Origin of the sequence: Actinoplanes sp. NPDC000266, assembly GCF_042899005.1 — a bacterium.
In the GTDB taxonomy this organism is placed as follows: domain Bacteria; phylum Actinomycetota; class Actinomycetes; order Mycobacteriales; family Micromonosporaceae; genus Actinoplanes.
In genome coordinates this window covers 504,566-530,420 of the sequence record NZ_JBIAZI010000008.1, presented here as the reverse complement: position 1 = coordinate 530,420, position 25,855 = coordinate 504,566, and the positions used below count along the sequence as shown (strand labels likewise).

Annotated in this window: 22 protein-coding genes; 15 read left to right on the top strand and 7 right to left on the bottom strand. The window is 71.1% G+C overall.

Features of this window, described 5'->3' with window-relative positions:
• The first annotated feature begins 286 nt into the window (after positions 1-286).
• The gene (locus ACFY36_RS32780; RefSeq protein ID WP_499749786.1) at positions 287-682 is read left to right on the top strand and encodes a transposase; all 396 of its coding nucleotides are present in this window, start codon (positions 287-289) and stop codon (positions 680-682) included.
• On the opposite strand, the gene ACFY36_RS32775 is transcribed toward ACFY36_RS32780, so the two are convergent.
• A complete protein-coding gene (locus tag ACFY36_RS32775; RefSeq protein WP_499749785.1) occupies positions 564-1,334 on the bottom strand; it encodes a phosphotransferase in 771 nt (256 codons plus the stop codon). The genes ACFY36_RS32780 and ACFY36_RS32775 overlap by 119 nt on opposite strands.
• A 168-nt stretch (positions 1,335-1,502) precedes the next feature.
• On the opposite strand from ACFY36_RS32775, the gene ACFY36_RS32770 reads away from it, so the two are divergent.
• From ACFY36_RS32770 to ACFY36_RS32755, 4 genes are all read left to right on the top strand, one after another.
• The gene (locus tag ACFY36_RS32770) at positions 1,503-7,619 is read left to right on the top strand and encodes a polymorphic toxin-type HINT domain-containing protein (RefSeq protein WP_499749784.1); all 6,117 of its coding nucleotides are present in this window, start codon (positions 1,503-1,505) and stop codon (positions 7,617-7,619) included.
• A gap of 27 nt (positions 7,620-7,646) precedes the next feature.
• Positions 7,647-8,114, top strand: coding sequence for a hypothetical protein (locus tag ACFY36_RS32765; protein ID WP_499749783.1), 468 nt, complete (start codon positions 7,647-7,649; stop codon positions 8,112-8,114).
• A gap of 141 nt (positions 8,115-8,255) precedes the next feature.
• Positions 8,256-9,470 carry a hypothetical protein gene (locus ACFY36_RS32760; RefSeq protein WP_499749782.1) on the top strand — a complete coding sequence of 405 codons (1,215 nt, stop codon included), beginning with the start codon at positions 8,256-8,258 and terminating at the stop codon, positions 9,468-9,470.
• A gap of 29 nt (positions 9,471-9,499) precedes the next feature.
• Positions 9,500-10,111: a dihydrofolate reductase family protein gene (locus ACFY36_RS32755; protein ID WP_499749781.1), complete on the top strand. Its 612-nt coding sequence runs from the start codon at positions 9,500-9,502 to the stop codon at positions 10,109-10,111.
• On the opposite strand, the gene egtD is transcribed toward ACFY36_RS32755, so the two are convergent.
• The 4 genes from egtD to egtA are packed head-to-tail and all read right to left on the bottom strand — an operon-like array spanning position 10,108 to position 14,358.
• Positions 10,108-11,055 (bottom strand): L-histidine N(alpha)-methyltransferase, encoded by a 948-nt coding sequence (gene egtD / locus ACFY36_RS32750; protein WP_499749780.1) that lies wholly within the window; start codon positions 11,053-11,055, stop codon positions 10,108-10,110. The two genes, ACFY36_RS32755 and egtD, sit on opposite strands and share 4 nt — an antisense overlap.
• The gene (gene egtC / locus ACFY36_RS32745) at positions 11,052-11,855 is read right to left on the bottom strand and encodes an ergothioneine biosynthesis protein EgtC (protein ID WP_499749779.1); all 804 of its coding nucleotides are present in this window, start codon (positions 11,853-11,855) and stop codon (positions 11,052-11,054) included. Before egtC ends, egtD begins: the two co-directional genes overlap by 4 nt.
• The gene (gene egtB / locus ACFY36_RS32740) at positions 11,855-13,177 is read right to left on the bottom strand and encodes an ergothioneine biosynthesis protein EgtB (RefSeq protein WP_499749778.1); all 1,323 of its coding nucleotides are present in this window, start codon (positions 13,175-13,177) and stop codon (positions 11,855-11,857) included. Before egtB ends, egtC begins: the two co-directional genes overlap by 1 nt.
• Entirely contained in the window at positions 13,174-14,358 is a 1,185-nt protein-coding gene (egtA, locus tag ACFY36_RS32735; protein ID WP_499749777.1) for an ergothioneine biosynthesis glutamate--cysteine ligase EgtA, read from the bottom strand. Before egtA ends, egtB begins: the two co-directional genes overlap by 4 nt.
• Before the next feature lie 221 nt (positions 14,359-14,579).
• Here egtA and ACFY36_RS32730 point away from each other — a divergent pair, with 221 nt between their 5' ends.
• From ACFY36_RS32730 to ACFY36_RS32685, 10 genes are all read left to right on the top strand, one after another.
• Positions 14,580-15,842, top strand: coding sequence for a pyridoxal phosphate-dependent aminotransferase (locus tag ACFY36_RS32730; RefSeq protein WP_499749776.1), 1,263 nt, complete (start codon positions 14,580-14,582; stop codon positions 15,840-15,842).
• Positions 15,843-15,945: 103 nt separating this feature from the next.
• Positions 15,946-17,499 carry an alkaline phosphatase D family protein gene (locus ACFY36_RS32725; RefSeq protein WP_499749775.1) on the top strand — a complete coding sequence of 518 codons (1,554 nt, stop codon included), beginning with the start codon at positions 15,946-15,948 and terminating at the stop codon, positions 17,497-17,499.
• An 11-nt stretch (positions 17,500-17,510) separates the two neighbouring features.
• The gene (locus ACFY36_RS32720; RefSeq protein ID WP_499749774.1) at positions 17,511-18,440 is read left to right on the top strand and encodes a diacylglycerol/lipid kinase family protein; all 930 of its coding nucleotides are present in this window, start codon (positions 17,511-17,513) and stop codon (positions 18,438-18,440) included.
• A gap of 50 nt (positions 18,441-18,490) precedes the next feature.
• Positions 18,491-19,012: a SigE family RNA polymerase sigma factor gene (locus tag ACFY36_RS32715; RefSeq protein WP_499749773.1), complete on the top strand. Its 522-nt coding sequence runs from the start codon at positions 18,491-18,493 to the stop codon at positions 19,010-19,012.
• Positions 19,009-19,839, top strand: a complete 831-nt coding sequence (locus ACFY36_RS32710) for a hypothetical protein (protein WP_499749772.1) — start codon at positions 19,009-19,011, stop codon at positions 19,837-19,839. Before ACFY36_RS32715 ends, ACFY36_RS32710 begins: the two co-directional genes overlap by 4 nt.
• Positions 19,836-20,891 (top strand): amidoligase family protein, encoded by a 1,056-nt coding sequence (locus ACFY36_RS32705; protein WP_499749771.1) that lies wholly within the window; start codon positions 19,836-19,838, stop codon positions 20,889-20,891. Before ACFY36_RS32710 ends, ACFY36_RS32705 begins: the two co-directional genes overlap by 4 nt.
• On the top strand, positions 20,857-21,171 hold the full coding sequence (locus ACFY36_RS32700; protein WP_499749864.1) for a four-helix bundle copper-binding protein: 315 nt from the start codon (positions 20,857-20,859) through the stop codon (positions 21,169-21,171). The genes ACFY36_RS32705 and ACFY36_RS32700 overlap by 35 nt, the downstream gene beginning before the upstream one ends.
• Before the next feature lie 52 nt (positions 21,172-21,223).
• Positions 21,224-23,413, top strand: a complete 2,190-nt coding sequence (locus ACFY36_RS32695; RefSeq protein WP_499749770.1) for a putative bifunctional diguanylate cyclase/phosphodiesterase — start codon at positions 21,224-21,226, stop codon at positions 23,411-23,413.
• A 56-nt stretch (positions 23,414-23,469) separates the two neighbouring features.
• Positions 23,470-23,865, top strand: a complete 396-nt coding sequence (locus tag ACFY36_RS32690) for a DoxX family protein (protein ID WP_499749769.1) — start codon at positions 23,470-23,472, stop codon at positions 23,863-23,865.
• Positions 23,866-23,937: 72 nt separating this feature from the next.
• Complete coding sequence (locus tag ACFY36_RS32685; protein WP_499749768.1) at positions 23,938-24,582, top strand: hypothetical protein; 645 nt, start codon at positions 23,938-23,940, stop codon at positions 24,580-24,582.
• On the opposite strand, the gene ACFY36_RS32680 is transcribed toward ACFY36_RS32685, so the two are convergent.
• Both ACFY36_RS32680 and ACFY36_RS32675 read right to left on the bottom strand, forming a co-directional pair.
• On the bottom strand, positions 24,564-25,346 hold the full coding sequence (locus ACFY36_RS32680) for a hypothetical protein (protein ID WP_499749767.1): 783 nt from the start codon (positions 25,344-25,346) through the stop codon (positions 24,564-24,566). The two genes, ACFY36_RS32685 and ACFY36_RS32680, sit on opposite strands and share 19 nt — an antisense overlap.
• Positions 25,343-25,831, bottom strand: a complete 489-nt coding sequence (locus ACFY36_RS32675) for a SigE family RNA polymerase sigma factor (protein ID WP_499749766.1) — start codon at positions 25,829-25,831, stop codon at positions 25,343-25,345. The genes ACFY36_RS32680 and ACFY36_RS32675 overlap by 4 nt, the downstream gene beginning before the upstream one ends.
• Between the last annotated feature and the right edge of the window lie 24 nt (positions 25,832-25,855).

Sequence of the window (25,855 nt, the reverse complement as noted above, 5' to 3'; positions counted from 1 at the left end):
CCTACTCCGACGCCGACCCTGCGCCCGGGCCGCCCTCGCGCCCGCGACGTAGAGGCGGCGACCCCGCACCGCACCTACGCCCACGCCGACCCCGCGCCAGACCGGGGCCACCCACGCGCCCCCGCCCCTGCGTCCACGCCGCCTCTGCACCTAGGGAGTGTTTGGGATGTTGATCGTTCGTTGGGCATGCGTGGCGCGTGGTGACCTGACGAATGATCAATGGGCCCAGCTTGAGGCAGTGCTTCCGCCGGTGCGGATGGGTTGTCCTCCGTGAGATCGCCGGACGGTGATCAACGCGATTCGGTGGCGGGTGCGCACCGGGTCGCCGTGGCGTGACATGCCGGAACGTTATGGGCCCCGGGGAGACTGCTCATCACCTGGGACGAGTCGCGGCGCGGCGGCCAGGACCCGCCCGGACCGGAGCCTGGCCGACAGCGCTCACAGCTCTCGCGGTAACCGTGCCGAGCTGCGACGACGTGGTATCCGAGCCACCATCGCCGAGCCGCCGGACCAGGTGATGCACCGACGGCGGCGCGGCTCCGCAGGTGGTCGACCGCCGGCCCCTAGCCCCAGAAGTCGTCCGGCAACGACTCGGTCTCGGCGGCGGACTGTTCGAGGTTGGCCGCGACCGGGAGGAGGGCGATCGCGGCCGGGTCGCCGGCGTCGGCCATCTGGCGCATGACCGCGGCCTGGCGGCGGGCCCGCTCGACGACCACGGTGCCGAAGGCGCGCCGGTCGCCCTCGTAGCCGTACGCGTCGAGCAGCAGCCGCAGGCGGCGGGAGCGGTCGTCGCCGTCGGGGAAGCCCAGATGCGCGGCCGCCGCCCGCGGGTAGAGCGGCACCCACGACAGCGCGGTGAAGGCCAGGTCGAACTCGCGTGCCGACGGGCCGGCGGTGTCCCAGTCGAAGAAGCCGGCCAGCCGGTCGCCGTCCATCACGGCGTTGTACGGCGCCGCGTCCTGATGCCCGATCACCATGCCGGGCCGCATCTCGCCGCCGGCGAACCAGCGCGCGTCGTCCGGTGGCCGGAAGCCGGCGGTCGCGTCGTGCAGGCGGCGCAGCCAGCGGCCGGCCTGGACCAGCGTCTCGTCGGCGAAGGCCCAGGCGGGCCACGGGACCCGCCCGCCGATCACCTCGCCCGGCAGATAGCTCAGCATCTCGCGCCCCTCGGCGTCGAAGCCCAGGGCCCGCGGCGCCCCGTCGAAGCCGGCGCTCTCCAGGTGTCTGAGCAGCGCGTGCACGGTCGCCGTCCACGGCGAGGCCCGCTTGTGAATGACGTCGCCGGCGCGCGCCGCGCCGACGGTGTTGCCGCCCGGCAGAACCTCTTCGGTCATCGCTGTTTCCTACCGGAACCGTGGTCAAGAGCGACACCGAATTTCGACTGTTCCGGATCAGTCAGACCTAAACCCGCGAAGGTGACAGATCTTGGACAGATCAAGCTCATAGACGCATCTGCATGTTTCGCTCCCGGAGGTCATCTCACGGGGGAGGGGTAATCGTTCATGTCGTATGCGCGTCGTTTCGCGCGAGCCCGCTGGTTGGCGGGCTTCAGCGCATTCCTTCTGGTCGGGACGCTGGCACCGCCGGCGGATGTGCCGGCCTTCGCCGATCCGGGCGACGTTCCCAAGGTCACCGCCGGGCAGGGCCCGCAGCAGCGGGCTGTCCCGGCCGGCGCGGCCGGCGAGGTCGCCCTGGCCGAGAGCGAGCGGCCTCCGGTCGTACCGCCGCTGGTGCAAGCCGGCGGCGAAGCCGAAAGAGTAGGCAAGGCCGCCGTCGCCCGGGCCGCTGAGGCGGCGCCGGGCGAAGCATTTGTGGATGTGGTGCTGCGGCCCGGATTCGTGGTCGGCGACACCTCGCTCGTCACCTACTTCAACCTCAAGGACCAAGGGTTCGACTCGTGGCGGGTCGACCTGTTCGACGCCGAGTCGCAGACCAAGCAGGAATCGGCCGTGCTGGGCAAGGACCAGCTCGGCAACGACGGCTGTGGTGAGCTGCGCAGCTACTGCAAGTCGCTCGGCGCCGAACAGGGCTGGCAGCTCGACGCGGGGAAGAGCTACTTCGTCACCATCACCGGGCTCTACCCGGACGGCGAGGTGCCGTCGGCGAACTCGGAGAACGCGCAGCCGCGCACGACCGTCGACCCGCCGGCCATCCCGGACCGGCAGGCGGCCGGCTGCGGATGCTCGGCCGCGCTGGGCATGACGAACGCCAGCCAGGCCGTGCGCGCGATCGGCGTGAACACCGGCACCGGTGGCTTCTCGCTCAGCGAGAGCGACCTGTCGATGATCTCGTTCGGGATCCCGTTCACGTCGGGCCGGGCCTACTCGTCGCTCAACACCGGGGCCTCGGCCTTCGGGCCGGGATGGGCCTGGGTGTACGACCTGAAGGTCACCCCGGTCGAGGGTGGCGCCCTGGTCCGCGCCGAGGACGGCTCGGACACCCTGTTCAAGGCCGACGGCGACGGATACGTACGGCCGCCGGGTGTGCGGTCGACGCTGCGCAAGGCCGGTGACGGCTGGTCGCTGACGACGCGCGAGAACATCGTGTTCACGTTCGACGCGCAGGGCCGGATGACCTCGATCCTCAACCCGCGCCAGGTGGGCCTGCGGTTCGCGCACACCGACACCAGCATCACGGTGACCGACGCCTCCGGCCGCAAGGCCGTGGCCAAGGTGGCCGGCGGGCTGATCCAGTCGATCGCCCTGCCGGACGGGCGCAAGACCCAGTACTTCTACACCGACGGCCTGCTGACCAAGGTGATCGACGCCTCCGGTCAGATCTGGCAGTACAAGTACAACGCCGCCCGCCTGCTCACCCAGGCCATCGACCCGCGCAAGGTCGTGACGCTGACCAACGAGTACGGCGCCACCGGCCGGGTCACCCGGCAGCTGGACGCGCTGGGCGCCGCGACGACGTTCGAGTGGAACGCCACCAAGCAGGAGGCCAAGACCACCGACGCCGACAACGTCGTGGTCTGGGACGGATACAAGGGCAACGTGCTGCTGCACTCGCAGCGCGGCAACGGCGACACCAACAATCACCGGTACGACTCGACGCTGAACCGCAACCTGGTGGTCAACGGCAACCAGAACCAGCACGAGTCGCAGTACGACGCCGCCGGCAACCTGATCGAGCAGTTCGCGCCGGGCAAGCGGTTCAGCACCAAGACCCAGTACGACGCCCGCAACAACCCGACCACCCACGTCGACGCCGACGGCCAGACGTGGAAGGACGAGTACAACCAGTTCGACGAGCTGGTCAAGACCACCGATCCCGAGAACCACTCGATCACCTACACGTACGACGACCGGGGCCGGCCGCTGACCGTCACCGACCAGCTCGGCAAGGTCTCGAAGTACGAGAACATCCCCAACGGCGAGCTCAACGCCGGCCTGACCAAGGCCGCCGTCTCGCCCGAGGGCCGGCGGATCGAGTACGGCTACGACAAGGTCGGCCGCAAGGTCGCGGTGACCGATCCGCGGGGCACCGTGGCCGGCGCCAAGCGGGAGACCTACACCACCCGATCGGTCTACGACGACCTCGACCGCACCGTGGCCGTCTACGAGCCGACCAAGAAGAACCCGGACACCAGCGAGTACGACGCGGCCGGCCGGCTGAAGAAGTCGACCTCCTCGGGCGGCGTGTCCACCTCGTACAGCTACTTCGACAACGGCCTGCCCAAGGCCACGTTCGAGGAGCGGCGCACGCTGCTCTACACGTACACGGCGGCCGGGCGGCGCTCCACCGCCGCGATCGACATGAAGCACGAGGCCGACCTGGTCACCAGCTGGGCGTACAACGTCAAGGGCCTGGTCGAGTCGGTCACCTCGCCGCGCGGCAACGCGCCCGGGGCGAACAAGGCCGACTTCACCACCACCTACAAGTACGACCACAACGACAACCTGATCCAGATGCGCCGGCCGTACCCGAACGGCCAGGTGGTCGTGAAGGACTACAAGGTCGACGACCTGGACCGCAGCGTGGAGACGGTCGACGAGCTCGGCAAGTCGTCCACCTCGCAGCGGGCCAACAGCGGCCTGGTCACCAGCACGAAGGACGCGCTGGGCCGGACCGCGGCGATGGAGTACGACAAGGCGGGCCGGCAGACCGGCATCACCGACACGGGCGGGGCGCAGACCAAGACCGAGTACGACGCCGCCGGTCACAAGATCAAGGAGATCTCCCCGACCGGGGGCATCACCACCTTCACGTACACCGACGACGGCCTGATGGCCTCGGTCACCGAGCCGCGCGGCAACGTCGAGGGCGCCGACAAGGAGCGCTTCACCGCGCACTTCGAGTACGACCTGGCCGGCAACCCGGTCCGGAGCATCGACGCCCTGGACAACGTCACCACGACGAAGTTCGACGCGCTGAACCGGACGGTCTCCACCACCGACGCCAACGGTCACGTCTCCCGCTTCACCTACACCGACGACGACCAGCCGCGGACGGTCACCGCGCCGAACGCCGAGTTCGACTCGGACGACCCCGAGGAGGAGTCGACCCTCTACAAGTACGGCGAGGACGGCGCCCTCTCCTCGGTCACCGACCCCAAGGGCAACACGACCTCGGTCTACTACGACGAGGCGGGGCGGCTGCTGCGCACCAGCGACCCGATCGGGCGCAGCACGTACGCGAAGTACGACGCCGACGGCAACCGGATCCAGACGCTGACCCTCGGCGACGACGACGAGTTCGACGACCTCAGCCCGGCCGAGATCGCCAAGCGGACCATCGTCGACGAGTACGACATCGTCAACCGCCTCGCCAAGCGCACGCTCGGCACCGGCGGCGTGGTCTACAACTGGGGTTACGACGCCAAGGACCGGACCACCTCCTACGGTGACCCGACCGGCGTCCGGGAGGTCGTCTACGACGACGAGGACCAGATCAAGTCGGTCACCCGCAAGGAGGCCGGTCGCGCCGACGAGACCTTCTCGTACGACTACGACACGCGCGGCAACGTCAGCAGCCGCCAGTACCCGGACGGCACCACGGTGGCGTACGGCTACGACGCCGCCAGCCGGATCACCTCGCAGACGGCGGCCGGCGCCACCTGGGGCTTCGGCTACGACGTGTCCGGGCGCCGGACCACGACGACGCTGCCGGCCGCGACCGGCCTGACCGAGAAGCGGGTCTACGACGACGCGGGCCGGCTCACCTCGATCGGCACCGAGCGCACCGGCGAGGCCGTGCCGGGCGTGCAGGATCCGATCTCCAAGTACGACCTGACGCTGGACAAGGTCGGCAACCCGAGCCGGGTGGTCACCACCCGCGGCGGCATCGCCGAGTCGGTCGCCTACAGCTACGACGAGGCCGACCAGATCATCTCGGCCTGCTACGGCGTGGCCTCCTGCACCGACAAGACGGTCAAGCCGGTCGGCAAGATCGATTACAGGTACGACCTCAACGGCAACCGGACCAAGCAGGTGCGGACCGGCACGGCGGGCAACGACGTCACCGAGTACGAGTACGACGACGCCGACCAGCTCACCGAGGAAGAGGTCGAGGGCCCGTCGCACGAGCGCGAGACCGAGTACAAGTACGACGAGCGCGGCAACCAGATCAAGGCCGGCGGCGACAAGTTCCAGTACAACCTCGACAACAGCCTGGCCAAGGCGACGCTGGCGTCGGGGCAGTCCACCGCGTTCAACTACGACGCCGGCGGGCTGCGGATCTCCTCGGTCTCGGCCTTCCAGCAGCAGACCTCGGCGCAGCGCTGGTCGTGGGACGTGGCCGGGACGCTGCCGCAGATCGCGATCGACACGGTCGAGCAGGGCGGCGCGGTCACCGAGAAGCGCGGCTTCACGTTCGGGCCGGACGACGAGCCGCTGGCGCTGATCGACCCGGCGAGCGGGGTGCACTCGTACACGCACGACTGGCTGGGCGGCACGGCGAACCTGCTGGCCCCCAACGGCACGCTCGAGAAGGGCTACGACTACGACCCGTTCGGCAACCCGCGGGTCGGTCCCACCCTGGCCGGGCAGCAACTGCCGGGCGAGAGCATCGAGAACCCGCTGCAGTACACCGGGGCCTATCAGGACAACACCTCGGGTGACGGCAACTACTTCATGCGGGCCCGCAACTACAACCCGGGCACCGGCCGTTTCGACAGCCGCGACCCGATGCCGACCGGCCCGGGTGTCGGCTCGGCCTACACGTACGCCGCGAACAACCCGCTGGCGTACAGCGACCCGACCGGCCTCGTGCCGGACGCCGGGCCGACCACCACGGCGACGACGCCCGCGGCCACACAGGGCCCGTCGCCGGAGGATCTGGCCAAGGCCAACCAGCTGCAGTCCAAGAGCACGCTCGACGTGATCCTGGAAGCCGGCGGGCAGATCCTGATGGAGCTCCTCGGCATCAACGACATCCTCAACTGCCTCAAGGGCGACCTGGTCGCCTGCGTCACGATGGTCGTGGGGGCGCTGCCCTGGGGCAAGATCTTCAAGGCCAAGAAGATCGCCGAGGCGATCTACAAGGCCGGCAAGGCCGTGGTCACCTTCTTCCAGGAGCTGAAGTGGGCCAAGGCGATCATCAAGGGCGCCGAGGACGCGGCCAAGGCGGCCAAGGAAGCGGCGGCCGCGGCGGCCAAGGCGGCGGCCGACAAGGCGGCGGCGGCCAAGGCAGCCGCGGAGAGAGCGGCCAAGAAGGCGGCCGCCGAGGCCCAGGCCAAGGCGAAAGCCCTGGCCGCCAAGGCCAAGGCGAAGACGAAGAAGGACGCGGGCGACGGGGCGTCCTGCCCGATCCCGGTCCGGCACAGCTTCGTCGCCGGCACCACGGTCCTGCTGGCCGACGGCACCCGCAAGCCGATCGAGGAGGTCGAACCGGGCGACACCGTCCAGGCCAGCGACCCGCAGACCGGTGAGACCGCCGACCGGCAGGTCACGCACACCATCCGCACCGACGACGACAAGGAATTCGTCGACGTCACCGTCACCGGGGCCGACGGCTCGTCCGACTCGCTGACCACCACCGAGCACCACCCGTTCTGGTCGGAGACCCGCCAGCAGTGGGTCGACGCGGGCGACCTGCGCGAGGGCGAACTCCTGCGCACGTCGGCCGGAACGTACGTCCAGGTCTCGGCGGTCCGCTCGTACGAGCACGAGGAGATCACCTACGACCTCACCGTCGACGACCTGCACACGTACTACGTGGTCGCCGGCGAGGAGTCGGTCCTCGTCCACAACAACAACCCGAACGGCCCGAACTGCGCGGCCGCCGGGCACGTCTACAAGGGCGGCAAGTACCGCGACCTCAAGGATCCGGCCACGGGCAAGAACGTGCCGGGCACCGAGATCAACCACCTGCCGTCGAAGCAGTCCATCACCCCGTTCGGCATCAAGATGAAGGACGGTCCGTCGATCCAGATGGACTACGACGACCACCGGGCCGTCTACAGCACCGGCTCCAGCCATCAGTCGCAGGCGTGGCAGTTGCGGCAGAAAGAGTTGGTAGGATCCGGTCGCATCGACGAGGCGATCCAGATGGACATCGACGACATCCGCCGCCGGTTCGGCACCAAGTACGACGGTGCCATCGCGGACATGGTGGCCAGCCTGTCCAGCCACTCCGGCTATCAATCATTGCGAACAGTGCCCAGCTTCATCGGGTGATCCGTTCCCATACGAGGGAGAGCATTGGTGCTCGAGCTACTACCACCTGAGGGTGCCGGCCCGGTACGGGTCGGCATGGGGATCGACGAGGCGGAACGCGCGCTGTCCGGCATCGAGGGTTTCGCGCACCTCGGTTCCCGGAACTCCGCCGTGCCGACCCGTGGACGGGCGGAGTTCGACAGCGGCCTGACCGTCGTGGCGCTGACCATGAACGACCGGGTGAACGGTGTCGAGATCTTCCGGCCGTTGACGCCGGTGCCCGTGACGTACGCGGGCATCGACGTCTTCGCCACCCGCAGCGAGGTCGTCATCGAGCGGCTGCGGGAGTCGACCCGCGTCATCTCCGAGGACGACGGTGCTCTGATCGTCGCCCCCGACCTGTTGCTCTCCCTCAGCCGGCTCTGCGAGCCGGAGACCGACGACGAGGACGAGGACGGCGCCTACTTCGACTCCGTGCTCGTCGCCCCGCCGGGCTATTACGACGGCCCGTCATAGGGGATTTATCGGCGCCCTTCCCGTTCCGGCGGGAAGGGCGCCTCTCACACATCGTGAACTGGCAACACCGACCTCACACGGGCGCCCGGAGACTGTGCCGACACCGTCCAGCGTGGACCGTGAGTGAGGAAGGTGGTCGTCATGTATGTACCTGGTCTGCTGGCCGCCGTCGTGGCCGGTGCGCTGATCGCACCGGCCGGGGCGCCCAGCCTTGACACGTCGTTCGCCGGAACCGGGGCCGTCTACGACGACTTCGGGGGAGGCGACGAGGTGGCCGCCCTGACGGTGCAGCCGGACGGGAACATCCTCGCCATGGGCCCGGGCAACTTCGGGTTCAACCTCGTCCGGCGCCTTCCGAGCGGCTATCCCGACATCTCCTTCGGCAGCTGGGGAAAGGTCAGCACGGACGTTCACCCCGGCACCGAGGGCGAACACCCGACCACCCTCACCCTGCTGCCCGACGGGCGGATCATCGTCGGCGGCCGGGTGACACCCGGCGGCCGCCAGACCGCGGTGCTGGTGACGTACGCCAGTGACGGCACCGTGCTGAGCACGCTCTACCCGGACCTCGGCGAAGGGCTGGCCGCCTCCAGCGTGGCCGCGGTGTCACCCCGGCCGGACGGCAAGCTGCTGGTCGCGGTGGCCGCGGTGACCGAGGACGGCAGCGACCCGCCCGTGCTGACCCGGCTGCTGCCGGACGGAACGCCCGACACCACGTTCGGCGCCGGCGGCGTGGTCCGCGCCGACGTCGGCGAACGCGACTTCGATCAGGTGAGCGGCATGGCCGTCACACCGGACGGTCACATCGTGGTGAGCGGCTCGACCATGTGGTGGAGCACCCTGCCCGAGCCGACCGGCGACATCATGCTGGCCCGCTTCACGCCGGACGGCGCCCTCGACACCTCCTTCGGCAAAGGAGGGCGGGTGACCCGCGACATCACCGGGCCGCAGGGCATCGACGGCGGGGGAGCCCCGCAGATCACCGCCGGCGGCCGCATCCTGATGACCGCGTGGACCCAGAAGAACGGCACCGGGCGCACGGCCCTGCTGCGCTACCTGCCGAACGGCCGACCCGACCGCGGCTTCGGCCACGACGGCCTGGTGACCACGACCTTCCCGTCACTCAACTCGCCGGTCGTCGGCGCCGGCGGCCGCATCATGGTCACCGGAGGGGTGAACGGCGACGTGCTGCTCGCCGAGTTCCGGCCGGACGGCCGGCTGCTCTGGTCCCACACCACCGACGTGGCCGGCGCCCCCGAATACGGCAACACCCTCACCGTGCAGCCCGGCGGCAAGCTGCTCGTCGGTGGTCACGTGGAGTACATGGACTTCGCGATCTTCCGCTTCAACCGATGAGTTCCGGTCCGTACGCCGGTCTGTAGGGCATGCGAGCGATCAGAGCGACCCTGTTCATCTCCCTCGACGGCGTGGTCGAGGCGCCCGACCAGTGGCACTTCCCGTACTTCAACGACGAGATGGGCGCGGCCGTCGGCGCCGTCGTCGGTGAGGGCGTGACGGACACGCTGCTGGTCGGGCGGAAGACCTACGACAGCTTCGCCGGCGCCTGGCCCGAGCGTGAGCTGGCCGGCGGGGACGACGCGGCCTTCGCCCAGCACTTCGGCGACTGCCGCAAGGTCGTCGTCTCCCACCGGGAGCTCGATTTCACCTGGCGCAACTCGGAGCAGCTACGGGGCGGCCTCCTCGACGGGGTCACCGCGCTGAAGAACGAGCCGGGCGGCCCGATCGGCATCAGCGGCTCACCGTCGGTCGTGGTCCAGCTCATCGAGGCCGGTCTGCTCGACGAGCTGCATCTGCTGGTGCACCCGATCGCCGTGCGCCGAGGCGGTCGTCTCTTCCCGGAGGGCGAGCGGCCGCTGCCGCTCACCCTCCGGTCGTCACAGGCTTTCGGGACGGGCGTTCTCCATCTGGTGTACGAGGCCGGGGACACGCCCGGCGGGGCCGGGTACGACGACGCGAAGGCTCACCTGCGGCCTTAGACCGCCGACGCCAGTGACAGGCCGAAGCGGTCCTCGGGGTCGGTCCACCACTGGTCGAGGGTGAAGCCGGCCTCGGCGAGCTCCTTCTCGACGCCCTCGCGGCGGAACTTCGCCGAGATCTCGGTGCGGATCTCCTCGCCGGAGTTGAGCTCGATCACCAGGCCGACGGCGGGGATGGTGACCCGCATGGGCCAGCGGGCCCGCAGCCGCATCTCGATCCACTCGTCGCGGTCGTTCCACAGGGCCTGGTGGGAGAAGCCGTCGACGTCGAAGTCGGCGCCGAGCGAAGCGTTGATCACGCGGAGGACGTTGCGGTTGAAGCCGGCCGTCACGCCTTGCGCGTCGTCGTACGCCGGCACCAGCACGCGCGGGCTCTTGACGAGGTCGGTGCCGAGCAGCAGGCGCTCGCCCGGATGGAGGACCTCGCGGATGGCGGCCAGGAACTTGGCCCGCTCGGCCGGCTCGAGGTTGCCGATGGTGCCGCCCAGGAAGGCGACCAGCCGGTCGGGCCCGGCCGGCAGGTGGCCGAGGTGGCGGCCGAAGTCGCCGACGACGTTGTGCACCCGCAGCGCCGGATGGTCCGCCTCGATCTGTGTGGCGGCGGCGGCCAGGGCCGAGGCCGAGATGTCCATGGCCACGTACGTCTCGAGCGAGCCGAGCGCGTCGAGCAGCAGCCGGGTCTTGGTCGAATATCCGGAGCCGAGCTCGATCAGCGTGCGGACCGGTGGCAGCGACGCGGCGCGGGCGGCCAGGATCGACCGCTCGGCCCGGTACGGGTAGTACTCGGGCAGCTCGGTGATCTGCTCGAAGAGCTCGCTGCCGCGGGCGTCGTAGAACCATTTCGGCGGCAGCCACTTGGGGTCGGCGGTCAGGCCGGCGACCACGTCGGCGCGCAGCGAGCGCTCGATGTAGGCGTCGTCCAGGTAGACGTCGGTGGTGGTCATGGCGCTCCCAGGGGCGTGAGGGCGAGGTCGCTCGCGGTGGCGACGAGCAGGTGACGGTCGGGGACGGTTTGCCATTCCGGTGAGTCGTCGAGGGGCTCGGAGCTGACTGTCACCCCGTCGGCCCGGCGGACGGACAGCGAATGACCCGCCGTGGTGGCCACGATGGTCGTGCCGTCGGTGAGCAACAGGTTGAGCCGCGACCCGGGCGCGACCGCCTCGACATCGGCCACCGTGGAGGCGACGGCCTCGGCCGGGGTCGAGGTGCGCAGCCGGTCACGCACCAGCGCCCACAGCAGCGCTGAGTCGGTCGGCGCCTCGAGGGTGAGCAGATCGGTGGTGGGCAGGGTGGCGGCGAGCTTGTCCACCGAGCCGGGCCAGCCGGTCACCCTGCCGTTGTGGCTGAACAGCCACGGCCCGTCCCCTCCGCCGAAGGGCGCCGCCGCGGTCTCCACCACGGGCATGCCCTCGGTCGCGCTGCGCACGGCGGCGAGCATCCCGGTCACCCTCAGCGACGCCGCCAGGGCGGGCAGGGTGGTGTCGCTCCAGAGGGGAGTGGCCCGCCGGTACCGGATCGGCACAACGCCAGCGCCGGCACGGGAGCCCGCGCCGGCCCCTGCGGGAGCACCGGCACCCGCGGCCGGGCCGGGGAACCAGCCGACGCCGAAGCCGTCGGCGTTTATCGTGCCGCCGCCCCGCATGTCGCGCGGGGCCCACGACTGGCGGGACAGCGAATGCGGCGGGTCGAACAGCAGCCGGGCCGGCGCGATGGCCGGCCCGGCGTAGGCCAGATGACGGCACATCAGGCGTCCCGCGCGGCGTCCTGGGCGGCGTCCCGGGCCAGGCGGAAGCCGCTGAAGATCTGCCGCCGGATCGGGTAGTCCCAGTTGCGGAACGTGCCCCGGACGGCCGTCCGGTCGGTGCCGAACGAGCCGCCGCGCAACATCTTGTAGTCGGGGCCGAAGAAGATCTCCGAATATTCGCGGTACGGGAACGGGGCGAACCCGGGGTATCCGGCGAAGTCGGTCGAGGTCCACTCCCACACGTCGCCGATGAGCTGGTGGACGCCGAGCGGCGACGCGCCGTCGGGGAACGCTCCGGCGGCGGCCGGCCGCAGATGGCGCTGCCCGAGGTTGGCGTGCCGGCCCTCGGGGGTGTCGTCGCCCCACGGGAAGCGCCGGGAGCGGCCGGTGGCCGGGTCGTGGCGGGCGGCCTTTTCCCACTCGGCCTCGGTCGGCAGCCGCTTGCCGGCCCACGCGGCGAACGCCTCGGCCTCGTAGTAGCAGACGTGCACGACAGGCTCGTCGTCGACGATCGGTGCCGTACGCCCGAAGGACATGGCCAGCCAGCCGTCGCCGTCGCGACGCCAGTGCAGGGGAGCGGTCAGGCCGGCCGCCCGGTGGTGGTCCCACCCGGCCGGGCTCCACCAGCGCGGGTCGTCGTAGCCGCCGGCCGCGATGAACGCCGCATATTGCCCGTTCGTCACCGCGGCCCGGTCGATGTAGTACGCCGGGACGTCGACCCGGTGGGCCGGCCGCTCGTTGTCGAGCGCCCACGCCTCGGTGTCGGTTCCCATCTCGAACGGCCCACCCGGCACGAGGACCTCGCCCGTCACGGCGGGCGAGGCGGCCGGCGGCGGGGCCTCGGCCAGCACCGGAGCGCCCACGCGCAGCTGGTGGGTGGCGAGCATGGTCTCGTCGTGCTGCTGCTCGTGCTGCACGATCATGCCGAAGGCGAAGCCGTCGACGGTCAGCCGGCGGCCCTCCAGGCGGGCCGCGCCGAGCACGTCGAGCGCCTTGTCGCGCACCTGGGCCACGTACCGCCGGGCCTCGGCCGGGCTCAGCAGCGGCAGGGCGGGACGGTCGGCCCGGGTGTGCTTGAACGCGTCGTAGAGCTCGTCGATGTCGGGGCGCACCGGCTCGCGGCCGCCGACGTCGCGCACGAGCCACAGCTCCTCCTGGCTGCCGACGTGGGCCAGGTCCCAGACCAGCGGCGACATCAGCGGGGAGTGCTGGCGGATCAGGTCGCCGTCGTCGACGGCCCCGGTCAGCAGGGTCGTGCGGTCACGGGTGCGGATCAGCTCGGCGGCCACGCGGTCGCGCAGCCGTTCGGTCTCGATGGTCACGTCAATGCCTCCAGGAGCCGCGTGGCGGACTCGGCAACTCGCGGGTCGAGGCCCGAGCCGCCGAGGCGGCGGCAGGCCCGGTCGAGCAGGACGGCGGCGGTGCGCCGCAGGGCGGGATCGGCGACGCCCAGGCGCGCGGCCTCAGCCCAGCGGCCGGCGGTGGGCGCGGCCAGGTCGAGGGCCGGGCCCGGGTCGTCCATGAGCACGGCGATGACGGCGACCGGCACGATCCAGTCGCCGCCGGGCTGCGCGTCGAGATAGCGCACCTCGAGATATCCGCGCGGCCGCACGGGCGGGAACAGAAGGCTGAGGTGGTAGTCGACGTCGTCGTGCGTCGGCTGCCACGGCAGCGCGCCGCGGGCCCAGTCGCGCAGGGTCAGGCCCCGGGGCGCGTCCCAGCAGCCGCCGTCGCGGCGCACACAGGTCAGCGGCGCCTCGAGGGCGTAGCGGGCCCAGTCGCCGGCCGGGTCGTCGCCGAACGCGGGTACGGGGTGGGTGAGCCGGGGGTCCATCGCCAGCCAGGCGGCCATGCGGGCCGAGGCCAGCCCGGTGTCGCGCCCGGCGTGCCGCCGGGAGTTGGCGAACGCGGCCACCATGGCCGGCCCGATCGCGGAGACGGCGGCCCACCGCAGCGAGCCGGCGCCCGGATCGAGGCAGACCTGGAGCCCGGCCGTGCTGCTCATCATGACCCGCCCGTCGGGGCCGCGGGCGTCGAAGGCCTGCTCCATCGCGTCGTAGCGCGGGGTCCGCACGAGCCGCCGGGGCTCGCGGTAGGGATCGGCGCCGTGGTCGCCGAGGGTGAGACCGGACTCGGCGAGCAACTCGGTCAGGAACGCCGTGTCGGCGCTCACCGCGGCGTGCAGCGCGGGGAGGGAGGTGGCGGGGGCGGAGGAGATCTCGACCTGGCCGCCGGGCTCGACGGTCACCACGCCACCCGCGGGAAGCGGATCGGGCGGGACGGGTGCGCCGAGGGTCTCCGGTGTGTAGCGGCCCAGGGCGTCACGGATGTCGGAGGGATGAAGTGGCGCGGAGGGCGCCGCGGTGTGGTGCAGGGTCCATTCCAGCTCGGCGCCGATCAGGGTGGGCGGGCCGGTCTTGAAGCAGATGGCGCGGATGCGCGCCTCCACCTCGTCCTGGGTGCGCAGCACGGTTGCCGTGACTGTGCGCGTGCTTTCGGTCATGAGCCGACGCTAAAGCCAGGGTCCGACACTTTCCCGCGACGGATCCCACATGACCTTGGATGAACCGTCGTCTAGCTGGGCAATCACCGCGAAGTGATCTGGGTCACAAGGTCCAGTTAAGGCTTACCTAAGACGCTGACCTGCGGAAACAGAATTTCTGAACCCTTCGAACTCTGTTCACGTACTGAGGGGCGGCCACCTCTAACGAGCAAGGAGTCGTCATGGCGGGGACCGGAATCGATACCTCGATCCTGCACAAGGGCGCGCACAGCGCGTCCTACTTCGACCTCGCGCGCAACGCGGGCGAGGGCGTCGAGATCGTGGACTTCTGCATCCCGTGCAACCCGTACTTCCCGACCCCGGAGATGTTCGACGAGCTCAGCCGCGACCTCAAGAACATCCTGAAGTACTACCCGAGCGACTCCACCAGCATCACCAAGAAGCTCTGCAGCGTGCTCGGCCTGCATCCGCAGACGGTCGCCATGGCCAACGGCTCGACCGAGCTGATCACCTGGATCGACCACCTGCTGATCAAGGAGAGTGTGGCCATCCCGATCCCGACCTTCGGCCGCTGGACCGACCAGCCGCTCGAGACGGGCAAGCGGGTCGACATGTTCCCGTTGCAGGAGCGCGACGGCTTCCGGCTCAACCTCGACGACTACGTGCGCTTCATCCGCGACCGCGGCTCCAAGGTGGCCGTGGTCTGCAACGTCAACAACCCGGACGGCTGCTACCTGCCGCGCCGCGACGTCATCCGCTTCATGGACATGCTGGGCGACCTCGACCTGGTGGTCATCGACGAGTCGTTCATCGACTTCTCCGACATGGAGCAATATCCGTCGGTCGGCCCGGACGCGGTGATCCGCCCCAACACGGTGGTGCTCAAGAGCCTCGGCAAGAACTTCGGCCTGCACGGCATCCGCTTCGGCTATCTGATGGCCAACCCGTCGATCGCCGGCAAGATCGGCAAGGCGCTGCCCAAGTGGAACCTCAACTCGCTGGCCGAGAAGGTCGTCTTCATGATCCAGGATCATGAGGAGGAGTACGAGGACAGCCTGCGCCTGCTGAGCCGGGACCGCCGCGCCATGGCCGGCGAGCTGGCCCGCATCCCGGGCATCACGGTCTTCCCGTCGCAGGGCAACTTCATCCTGGTCAAGCTGCCCACCGAGTGGTCCGGTGTGGCGCTGCGCGACTACCTGGTGGCCAACCACGGCGTCTACACCCGTGAGTGCGGCAACAAGCTCGGCATGACCAGCCAGTTCATGCGCCTGGTGGTGCGGCCGGCCCGCGACGTCGACCGGCTCATCGACGGGATGATGGACTACGGCCGCCAGTTCCGGGTCCGCGACACCTATCAGGAGGAGCCCCTCGAGGGCCGCCGCGGCTGGTCGAGCGGCCTGGAGGACGCCCCCAACAACCTCATCCAGTACCCGTCGCACCGCTCCGGCGGCGAATACACCGCGCGGCGGGCCGCCAACGCCTGAGCCGGTCATATTTCCGTCACGTGCCTTTCGCCGGGCGGTGACCTTCGTGACAGGGTGACGGTCGAAATTGGACGCGTTCACTCGACGTCGAGGAGTCGCCGCCATGCTGACCCGCCGCCACGTCCTGTCCGGAGCCGCCGCGGCGGCCGGGCTCGCCGCCCTGCCGCCCGCCTCCGCCTACGCGACGAAAGCCGCCGACCTGTTCCCGCTCGGCGTGGCCAGCGGCGACCCGTTACCGAACGCCGTCATCCTCTGGACCCGCCTGCTGAAGAAGGGCCTGACGGGCAAAGTCGAGGTCGAATGGCAGATCGCCCACGACGAGCGTTTCCGCCGGATCGCCCGTCACGGGCGCACGATCGCCCGCCCCGAGCTGGCCCACTCCGTGCACGTCGACGCGCGCGGGCTCGACGCCGGCCGGGAATACTTCTACCGCTTCCGCGCGCTCGGCCGGATCAGCCCGGTCGGCCGCACGAAGACGGCCGGGCGCGGCCACAACCTGCGCTTCGGCATCGTGAACTGCCAGGACTTCCAGAACGGCTACTGGCCGGCCTATCTCGGCCTGGCCGCCGAGGACCTCGACGTCGTGGTCCATCTGGGCGACTACATCTACGAGTACGACCCGAGCAGCCGCTTCGCCGACCGGCGGCACACCGCGCCCCGCACGGCCGGGCTCGACCAGCTGGTCACCCTCGACGACTACCGGGCCCGCCACGCCCAGTACAAGGGCGACCCGGCGCTGCAGGCCGCGCACGCCGCGTTCCCGTGGATCGTCACCTGGGACGACCACGAGACCGAGAACAATTACGCCGGGCTGATCGACGAGATCGACGACACCGGCGCCAAGCGCCAGACGGTCGCCCAGTTCGCCCGGCAGCGGGCCGCCGCCTATCAGGCCTACTACGAGCACATGCCGATTCGGGCCGACCTGCGCCCGGGAAGCACCGACCTGCGCATCTTCCGCCGCTTCGACTTCGGCCGGCTGCTGCGGCTGAACGTGCTCGACACCCGGCAGTACCGCACCGACCAGCCCGGCGGCTTCCCGGGCGACTTCGGGCTGGCCGAGGCCGGCCTGGCCAACGCCACCGGCTCGCTGACCGGCGAGACCCAGGAGCGCTGGCTGCGGGCCGGGCTCGACCATTCGCCGGCCCGCTGGAACGTGGTCGCTCAGCAGGTCATGATGAGCCGCGTCAAGTTCCCCAACCCGACCGGGGCGCCGGTGCCGCCGATCGTGGCCAACCTCGACCAGTGGGACGGCTACGCGCCGCAGCGCACCCGCTTCCTCCAGCACCTGGCCGACGCCAAGGTCGCCAACCCGGTCATCCTGGCCGGCGACATCCACTCGACCTGGTTCAGCGAGCTGCGCACCGACTTCGACCGGCTCGACCAGCGGCCGGTCGCCGTCGAGTTCACCGCCACCTCGATCAGCTCCGACTTCCCGATCGCGTTCGACGCGCCGCTCAAGGCGGTCAACCCGGCCCTCAACCCGCACGTGAAGTACTTCGACGGCTCCAAGCGCGGCTATCTGCGCTGCGTGGTGAACCGCTCGGTGTGGCACACCGACGTGCGCACCGTGGAGACGATCGACGTGCCCGACGCGCCGGTGAGCACCAGCGCCTCGTACGCCGTGGAGGCGGGGACCTCGGTGCTGACCCGATAGGGTCGGCCCTGATGCGTACCAAAGAGCAGCTGACCGAGGCCATCCGCGGCGAGCGCCGGGCGGTGCTGGTCGTCAACGCCCACTCCCGGCGCGGGCGGCAGCTCTACGAGGGCGCCCGCGACCGGCTCACCGAGGCGGGCTTCACGCTGCTCAAGGCCTATCCGGTCGACCGGCCGCAGGAGCTGCCGGAGATCCTGGCCGAGGCGATCGGGCTCGGTCCCGACCTGCTGGTGGCCGGCGGCGGCGACGGCACGATCAGCACGGCGGCCCGGCTGCTGGCCCACCGCGACATCGCCCTGGGCCTGCTGCCGCTGGGCACGACCAACAACTTCGCCCGTACGGCGGGGATCCCGCTCGGCCTCGACGAGTCGATCGCGGTCCTCGCCCAGGGCAAGGTGATCGACCTCGACCTGGGGCTCGCCGGTGACCAGGCGTTCACCAACCATGTCGGCGTGGGGCTGTCGGCCGAGGTCATGCTCAAGGCGCCGCCGCTGCTCAAGCGGGTGCTGGGCAAGGTCGCCTACCCGCTGACCGCGCTCGGCCTGCTCACCCGGCACCGCCCGTTGCGCATCACCGTGCGTACGAGGGAACGCAGTCATGTCTTCGTGAGTCATCAGGTGTACGTGGCCAACGGCGGGCATCACGCCGGGCGCCCGATCACCGGGGACGCCAACGCCGACGACCGGCTGCTCGTGGCGTACCCGGTCGGCGGCCCGGCCAAGACCGAGCTGTTGCGCGAGACGGCGCGCAACGCCGCCACCGGCCCGCGCCGCAGCCTGCGGGAGGAGCCGTTCCTCGCGCTGGACGAGCTGTGGCTCGAGACCGACCGGCCGGCCCGGGTCGAGGTCGACGGCGAGCCCGGCGGCACCACCCCGCTACGGATCGGGCTGGCCGCGAACGCCCTTCGGGTGATGGCGCCCGTCGGCGTTCCGGACAGATAAAAAAATTCTTTGGCCGACGACTGCACAACCCGGGCCCGGGAGACGTCTTCATGTTCGTGACCTTCGAGCAATTCGCGATGGCCCGGCTTCCCAGCCTGATGCGGTACGCGGTCGTCCTCACCGGCGACAACGATCTCGCGCAGGATGTCGTTCAGGAGGTCCTGGCCCGGGCACAGGTCCGATGGCGGCGCATCAGCGAGGCCGACTCGCCCGAGGCGTACGTGCGGCGCATGGTGCTCAACGAGTACCTGTCGTGGCGGCGCAGCTGGGCGGTTCGGCACGTGCACGCCGTCGGGGAGCGCCTGGTCGAGATCGACGACGCCCGCAGCATGACGAACGACCATGCCCAGGACGTCGTCGAGGCCGACGCGCTGTGGAACAGGCTGGCCACGCTCGGCCGCAAGCAGCGGGCGGTGCTGGTGCTGCGCTACTACGAGCAGCTGGACGACGACTCCATCGCCGATCTGCTCGACTGCACGCCCGCCACCGTGCGCAGCCACGCGTCGAGGGCACTGAAATCGCTCCGTCTCTCGGAGCACGCGAACCGGATCCCCGTCAAGGAGAAGTCGTGACTGAGCAGCACGAGGACCAGCTCCGCGTGGTCTTCGAGAAATATTCGAACCAGACCCCTGACCCGGCCGCCGTCTACGCCCGCGTCGAGGAGCTCGCCGGCAAGTACAAGCGCCGCCGCCGCGGCGCGTACGCCGCCGGTGGCGCCGTGCTCGGGGCCGGCCTGATCGCCGGCGTGCTCAACCTGCCGACCTTCCTCCCGTCCGACCCGGCCAACACCGGCGGGGCCACGCTCCCGGCCGCCGCGCCGGCCGTGTCCCCCTCGGCCAGCCACGCCCCGAGCGAGGCCGAGCTCCAGAACTACTGGAAGGCCTACTTCGAGGCCGGCTACGGCTACAACGACGCCCTCAAGCTGGCCAAGCTGTGGAAGCTGAACTCCAACCCGGGCGACGTCAAGGCCGAGGCCGGCCGCCGCCTGCTGCTCGGCGAGACCCTGCCGATCAAGCCCTCGCCCGACCCCGAGGTGAGCGAGCCGTCGAGCGAGGAGATCGAGAAGAACCAGAAGCAGTTCGACGCCTTCTTCAACGCCGGCTACACCTGGGACGAGGCCGAGAAACTGGCCAAGATCTGGAAGCTGGCCGACCCGTCCGACGCCAAGATCGAGGCCGGCAGGCGGCTGATCGCGGGCGAGACGCTGCCCGTGAAGCCGACCCCGGCCAACGTCGCGGCGGCCAAGGAGGCGAAGAACGTCAACGCCTTCTTCAACAAGGGCTACGACTACGACGACGCCGTGAAGCTGGCCAAGCTGTGGAAGATCTCCGCGGGCGAGGCCAAGGCCGAGGCCGGCAAGCGGATCCTCGCCGGTCAGACGCTGCCGATCCAGCCGTGACCGCGGAGCTGCGCCGGCGCATCGGCTTCGAGATCGAGCTGATGGCGCCGCGAGGCGCCAGCCGGCGCACGCTCGCCGACGACCTGGCCGCCCGCCACGGCGGCCGGGTCCGCCCGGTCTGGCACCACGACAGCGAGCCGTCCCTGGTGCCCGGTCTGGGGCGTTTCCTGCACCTCACCCAGGGGTTCGAGGTGGTGCGGGCCGACGGCACGCTCCTGTGCACGCTGGTCGACGACATCACCCTGCTCGACGGGCTCAACCCGCGCTCGCCGGCCCTGCCCGGCTGGTACCGGGTGCTCAGCGACGAGCCGCGCCTGGTGCGCCTGCTGGCCCGGCACGCCGATCCCGGCGCCCCGCTCGAGCGGGTCCTGGACGCGGCCGGCGAGCTGTGGGGCCGTGCCCCCGAGCCGATCGCCGACGTGTTCCGCCTCGACGACGAGTACGGCGCGACCGTCGCCCTGGCCGCACCGCAGGGCGCCGAGCGTGAGCGCCCGTGCGAGATCGTCACCCCGCCCCTGGCCCGTGACCACGAGCGGGCGCTCGACGAGCTGCTCGGGCCGGCCCGGGAGCTGGGCTTCACCGTGCCCCACGAGGCCGCCGTCCACCTGCACGTCGACGGCGCCCCGTTCCGCCAGGCGCACGCCCTGGCCAACGTGGTGCGGCTGTTCGCGCACTGGCGCGAGCCGCTGCGTGAGCTGTTGCGGACCAACCCGGCCTGCCGGCGGCTGGCCCCGCTGCCCGCCCAGCTGGTCGCGGCGGCCGACGGCGTGCCCGGCTTCGACGACCTGGCCAAGGCGGCCGGCGAGGGCGAGCTGACGAAGTACTTCGACGTCAACCTCACCCAGCTCTTCGCCGACCAGCCGATCCGCGACACCGTCGAGATCCGCATCCTGCCCGGCATGATCTCGACCGACGAGATCATCAACCGGGCGGCGCTGGTCGAGCTGCTGCTCGACCGCTGCCAGGACCCGGAGCCGCTGCCGCCGAGCGCGGACCCGTCGGTCGAGGACCTGCTGCATTTCGCCGCGGAGGCCTTGGCCGCACAACGGTGAGATCTCGTCTGGGTTCGGCCGTCACGGCTGTGACCACGGGGACAGGCGAGACAGCGATGACCGGGCCAACCTCAACTGCGCCGGCGTCTGCGCGGCCACCGAGCGCGTGCTGACCCGGCAGACCGCCTCCCGGGAGCTTCTGGAGGCCTGTCTGGCCGCCTGCCGCGCCTGCGCCGAGGAGTGCGAACGGCACGCCTCCATGCACGAGCACCGCCGGATCTGCGCGCGGGCCTGCCGGGCCTGCGAAAAGGCGTGCTCGGAGTTGCTGGCCTCTCTCTGAAAGTTCCCACAATCCCCGGACCCGGTCCGGGGCCGGTGGCGAAAATGGGGGCGTGAGACAGCACGCGTGGTGGTGGCTGCTGGTCGCCGCCACGGTGATGCTGGGCGGCGCTCAGCTGTTCGGCCTGACCGGCCGGAGCGTTGTCAGCGGTGTGGTCGCGCTGGGTGCGGCGGCGGGGACCGCTTGGGGTGTACGTCTGCACAGGCCCGACCGCGCGGTGGCCTGGCGCCTGCTGGCCGGGGCCGCCGTTTGCTCCGGGCTCGGCCTGCTGAGCTCGGCCGCACCCGGCTGGAACGCCGTCGCCGTGCTGCACCCGGCGACGTTCCTGCTGGCGCTGGCCGGGCTCGCCCTGCTGCCCCGGAGCGAGGGCGACTCGGGCGGGATCACCGAGACCGGCATTATCGTCTGCACCGGCGCGCTCGTGGCCTGGGTCCTGCTCTACGACCCGTACGTGTACGACGCGGACACGCTCCCCAGCCGCGAGCTGCTCGTCTACCCCCTGGCCGACGTGCTGCTGCTCGGCATGGCGCTGCGCCTGTTCGCGATGCGGGAACGGCTGCCCGGCCCCCACCTGCTCGTGCTCGCGGCCACGGTGGTGTTCGTCGCCTCGGACGTCCGCTACTTCCTGGCCGCGGTGGCGGGCACCGTCAGCGGGCCGGAGCTGAGCATCACCGGCATGGGCGCGGCGTTCGCGCTGGTCGGGGCGGCCGCGCTGCACCCGGCGATGGCGTCGCACCGCGCCGTCTCGGTGCCCAAGGCCGGCTCGTGGAAGCTGATGGTGGTGCATCTGCTGCTGGTGCTGATCGGGCCGGCCGCCACGGCGTACGCGCTGATCCGCGACATCCAGGACCAGGAGCTGGACGTGCTCGACATCGGCGTGCCGGTGACCTTCACGGCCGTGATCGCCGTGATGCTGGTCGTCCGGATGACGCTCACGCTGCGGCTGGTCCGCCGGCAGGGGTCGGCCATGCGGCACATGGTGCGGCACGACGCGCTCACCGGCCTGCCCAACCGGCATCTGCTCACGGCCGAGGTGGCGTCGTCGGGCGCGCTGATCCTGTTCGACCTCGACGGCTTCAAGGACGTCAACGACCGCCTCGGGCACACCATCGGCGACGAACTGCTGGTCGCCGTGGCCGGCCGGCTGCGGCCGCTGCTGCGCCCGGGCGAGCGGCTGGCCCGCACCGGCGGCGACGAGTTCGCCCTGCTCCTGCCGTCCACCGACCTCATCGAGGCCACCTCCCGGGCCGGTGACGTGCTGGCCGCGCTGCGCCCTCCGATCGAGGTCAGCGGCCACACCCTGCACGTGACGGGCAGCGCCGGCGTCCGGCTGCTGGCGCCGGGCGCCGACGTGGCCGAGGCGCTCAGCGACGCCGATCTGGCGCTCTACGCCGCCAAGGCGGCGGGCAAGGACCGGGCCGAGCTGTTCGACCCGCGCTTGCGGCAGGAGCAGATCGACCGTGTACGGATGGTGGAGCACCTCCGCGCGGGACTCGAGAACGACGAGTTCACGGTCCACTACCAGCCGATCGTCGGGCTGTGCAGCGGGTCGATCGTGGCCGTCGAGGCGCTCGTGCGCTGGACGCCGCCCGGCCGGCCGGTGATCGGGCCCGACCGCTTCATCCCGGCCGCCGAGGACAGCGGCCTCATCATCGACCTGGGCGAGCGTGTCCTGCGCCGGGCCTGCGCCGAGGCGGCCGTCTGGCACGGCCGGTACGGCATCGCGGTGACCGTGAACGTCTCCCCGCGCCAGCTGACCGACCCGTCCTTCACCGCGAAGGCGAACCGGGCGATCGCCGACAGCGGCCTGCCGCCGTCCGCCCTCACCCTGGAGATCACCGAGGGCGTGCTGATCGGCTCGGGCGCCCAGGCCCTGGCCCACCTGCACGCCCTGCGGGCGGACGGGGTCCGGGTGGCGATCGACGACTTCGGCACCGGATATTCGTCGCTGGCCTACCTGCGCGACCTGCCCATCGACACCCTGAAGATCGACAAGTCCTTCATGCCGGCCGACCCCGCCGACCGGCGCCAGACGGCCCTGGTCCGGGCGGTGGTCGACCTGGCCCGCAGCCTCGACCTGACCACTGTCGCCGAGGGCATCGAGACCGATCACCACGCCGACCTGCTGCGCGAGCTGGGCTGCGACCGGGGGCAGGGCTATCTGTTCGCCCGCCCGGCGCCGGCCGCTCAGATCACCGCCTTGCTCACCGAAGCGTGGACGGCTTCGCCGGTGAACCACTGACAAATAAATCTTTCGGATCAGCGATGATTCCGGCCGGCGCGGGTGGTCTGAAGAGCATGACTGCTATCGGTACTGCTTCCGCGCCGCTCGCTCCCGCCCTCCACCGCACGCTGTGGGCCACTCAGATCGTCCTCGGTCTGTTCATGGTGGTCGCCTCGGCCGCGCCCAAGTTCGCCGGCGAGGAGAACGCCGTGCAGACCTTCGACGACATGGGCGCCGCCACCTGGTTCCGCTACTTCATCGGCGTGGCCGAACTGGCCGGCGGCGTCGGCCTGCTGATTCCGCGCCTGGCCGGCCCGGCCGCCGTCGGCCTCATGCTGTTGATGGTCGGCGCTTTCATCACCCAGGTGTTCATCCTGCACGGCGGAGCGGTGGCGATCACGCCCGTGGTGTTGTTCGGCTTGTTCGCCTTCATCGCCTGGGGCCGCCTCTTCCGCCGGAGGCCGCGCTGAAGTTCGGGAGCTTGTGTGAAGGGATTGTGCGGGCGGGCCGCCTGGGCGGTCCCGGCAGGCATGATCTCCCGCGTGGTTCTCGTATGCATCGTGATGGCTCCGGTGCTGCCGCTGTGGATGGTCATGGCTCGGCAGCCCCGGAGCCGCTGGCCGGTCGCGGCTTTACTCGCGGCGATCGCGGCGGTGGCGGCCCTCGGCCTGTGGCTGGCGCCGCGGGCGAGCCTGGAGATCCTGCTGGCCGTGCCGGTGCTGGCCGCGCTGACCGTGATCGGCGGCCGGCTGGCCGAACGGCGGCGCCTCGGCCCCGCCCAGGGCGCCCGGGTGGCTGTGCCGGCGTTCCTCGTCGCCTGCTGGCTGCCGTTGAGCGTGTGCACACTTCTGGTGGTGTCGGTCCCCGGCCCGTTCTTCCCCTCGGCCAGCACCGTGCTGCCCGCCCCGGACGGCATGCGGGCCACGGTCGAGCCGCACGGCGACGCGGACTGCGGGTCCGGCACCTGCCAGCTCACCATCGAGATCACCGGCCGCCCGGGCCAGTCCGCCGGCGATCTGCGCTCGGAACTGACCCGCCACCTCGAGGCCCGCGGCTGGGGCTCCGGCTGTCGCCCGGCCGGCTGGCTCCTCGACAGCTCCACGGCCTGCGTCGAGCTCTCCGTCGATGACGGCCGCGCCACCGTCTTCCTTTCCGGCAACCGCGACGTTCAGTCGGTGGGGAAGTAGTTGCCGTAGATGTGCAGGCGCTTGTTCTCGTCGTCGACGGTGGTGTCGGCGAAGGCCTCGTACGTGTCCTGGGCGGCGTCGCGGTTCTTGATGTCGCCGTTGTAGCGCGCTGTGAAGACGTACGTGCCGGGGGGAAGAGTTTGACCCTTGGCCAGGGTGAAGCGGTAGAGCAGAGCGTCGCCGTCGCGGGTCAGTGTCGCGTTGATCCGGGGGTCGGGGGAGTCGACCCGGCCGGTGGTGAGGCCGGTGGTGGGCTCGAGGCGCAGGATCAGGTCGAGGGTGGTCAGGGCGGTCCCGGCCTTCAGGGTGACCTGGCTCCGGCCGTCGGCCACGACCGAGCCGTCGGACCAGAGGGTGCCCTTCTCGACCTGGGTGTCGCCGGGGTGGCCACGGACCTCCGTCGTCGCGGGCGGCGGGGTGGTGGGAGTGGCCGGGGACGGTGACGACCTGGACGGGCGCGTTGTGGAGGGCGCGGCCGACGGCGTGGGGGACGTGGTCGCGGGAGCGGTGGTCGTGGGGACGGTGACGGGTGGGGGCGCGACCGGTGGGGCCGGCTCGTGTTCGCCGGCCAGGGCCCACTGGGCGACGCCGCCCAGGCCCAGGACCGTGGTCACGGCGGCCGCGGCGCCGGCCAGGCGCAGGCGGCGGCCACGTGAGGACTTGGCGGTGCGGTTCGCCGCTATGCGGTTCAGCATCGCCGCGCGGTCGGGGGTGTGCTCGGACAGCGTGTGCCGGAGCTCGGAGCGGAGGAAGTCCTCGTTCACCGGGCCACCTCCAGGTCCTCGAGCAGCCCGGCGAGCTGCTTGGCGCCGCGTGAGGTCTGGCTCTTGACCGTGCCGACCGAGATGCCGAGGATGTCGGCCACCTCCTGTTCGGGCAGGTCGAAGGCGTACCGCAGCACCACGCAGGCGCGCCGGCGGTAGGGGAGACGGCGCAGCGCGCTGCGCACGTCGAGGACCGCGGGCACGTCCGGCGCGGGGCGCGAGCGGGGGAAGCCGAGCAGTTCCAGACCCCGGCGGGCGCGGCCCTGGCGGCGGATCCAGTTCTTCGTCAGGTTGGCCACGATCCCCTTGGCGTACGCGGCCGGATCGTCGGCGGCCGCGACGCGGTCCCAATGCCGCCACACCTCGGTCAGCGTGTCCGCCGCCAGGTCGTCCGCGGCCGCGGAGTCGCCGCAGAGCAGGTAGGCCAGGCCGGACAGCTCGGCGTGATGCCGCTCGAAGAACGCGTGGAAGGCCTGCTCGCGCACGGCACAGCCCTCCCACTGGTCCCG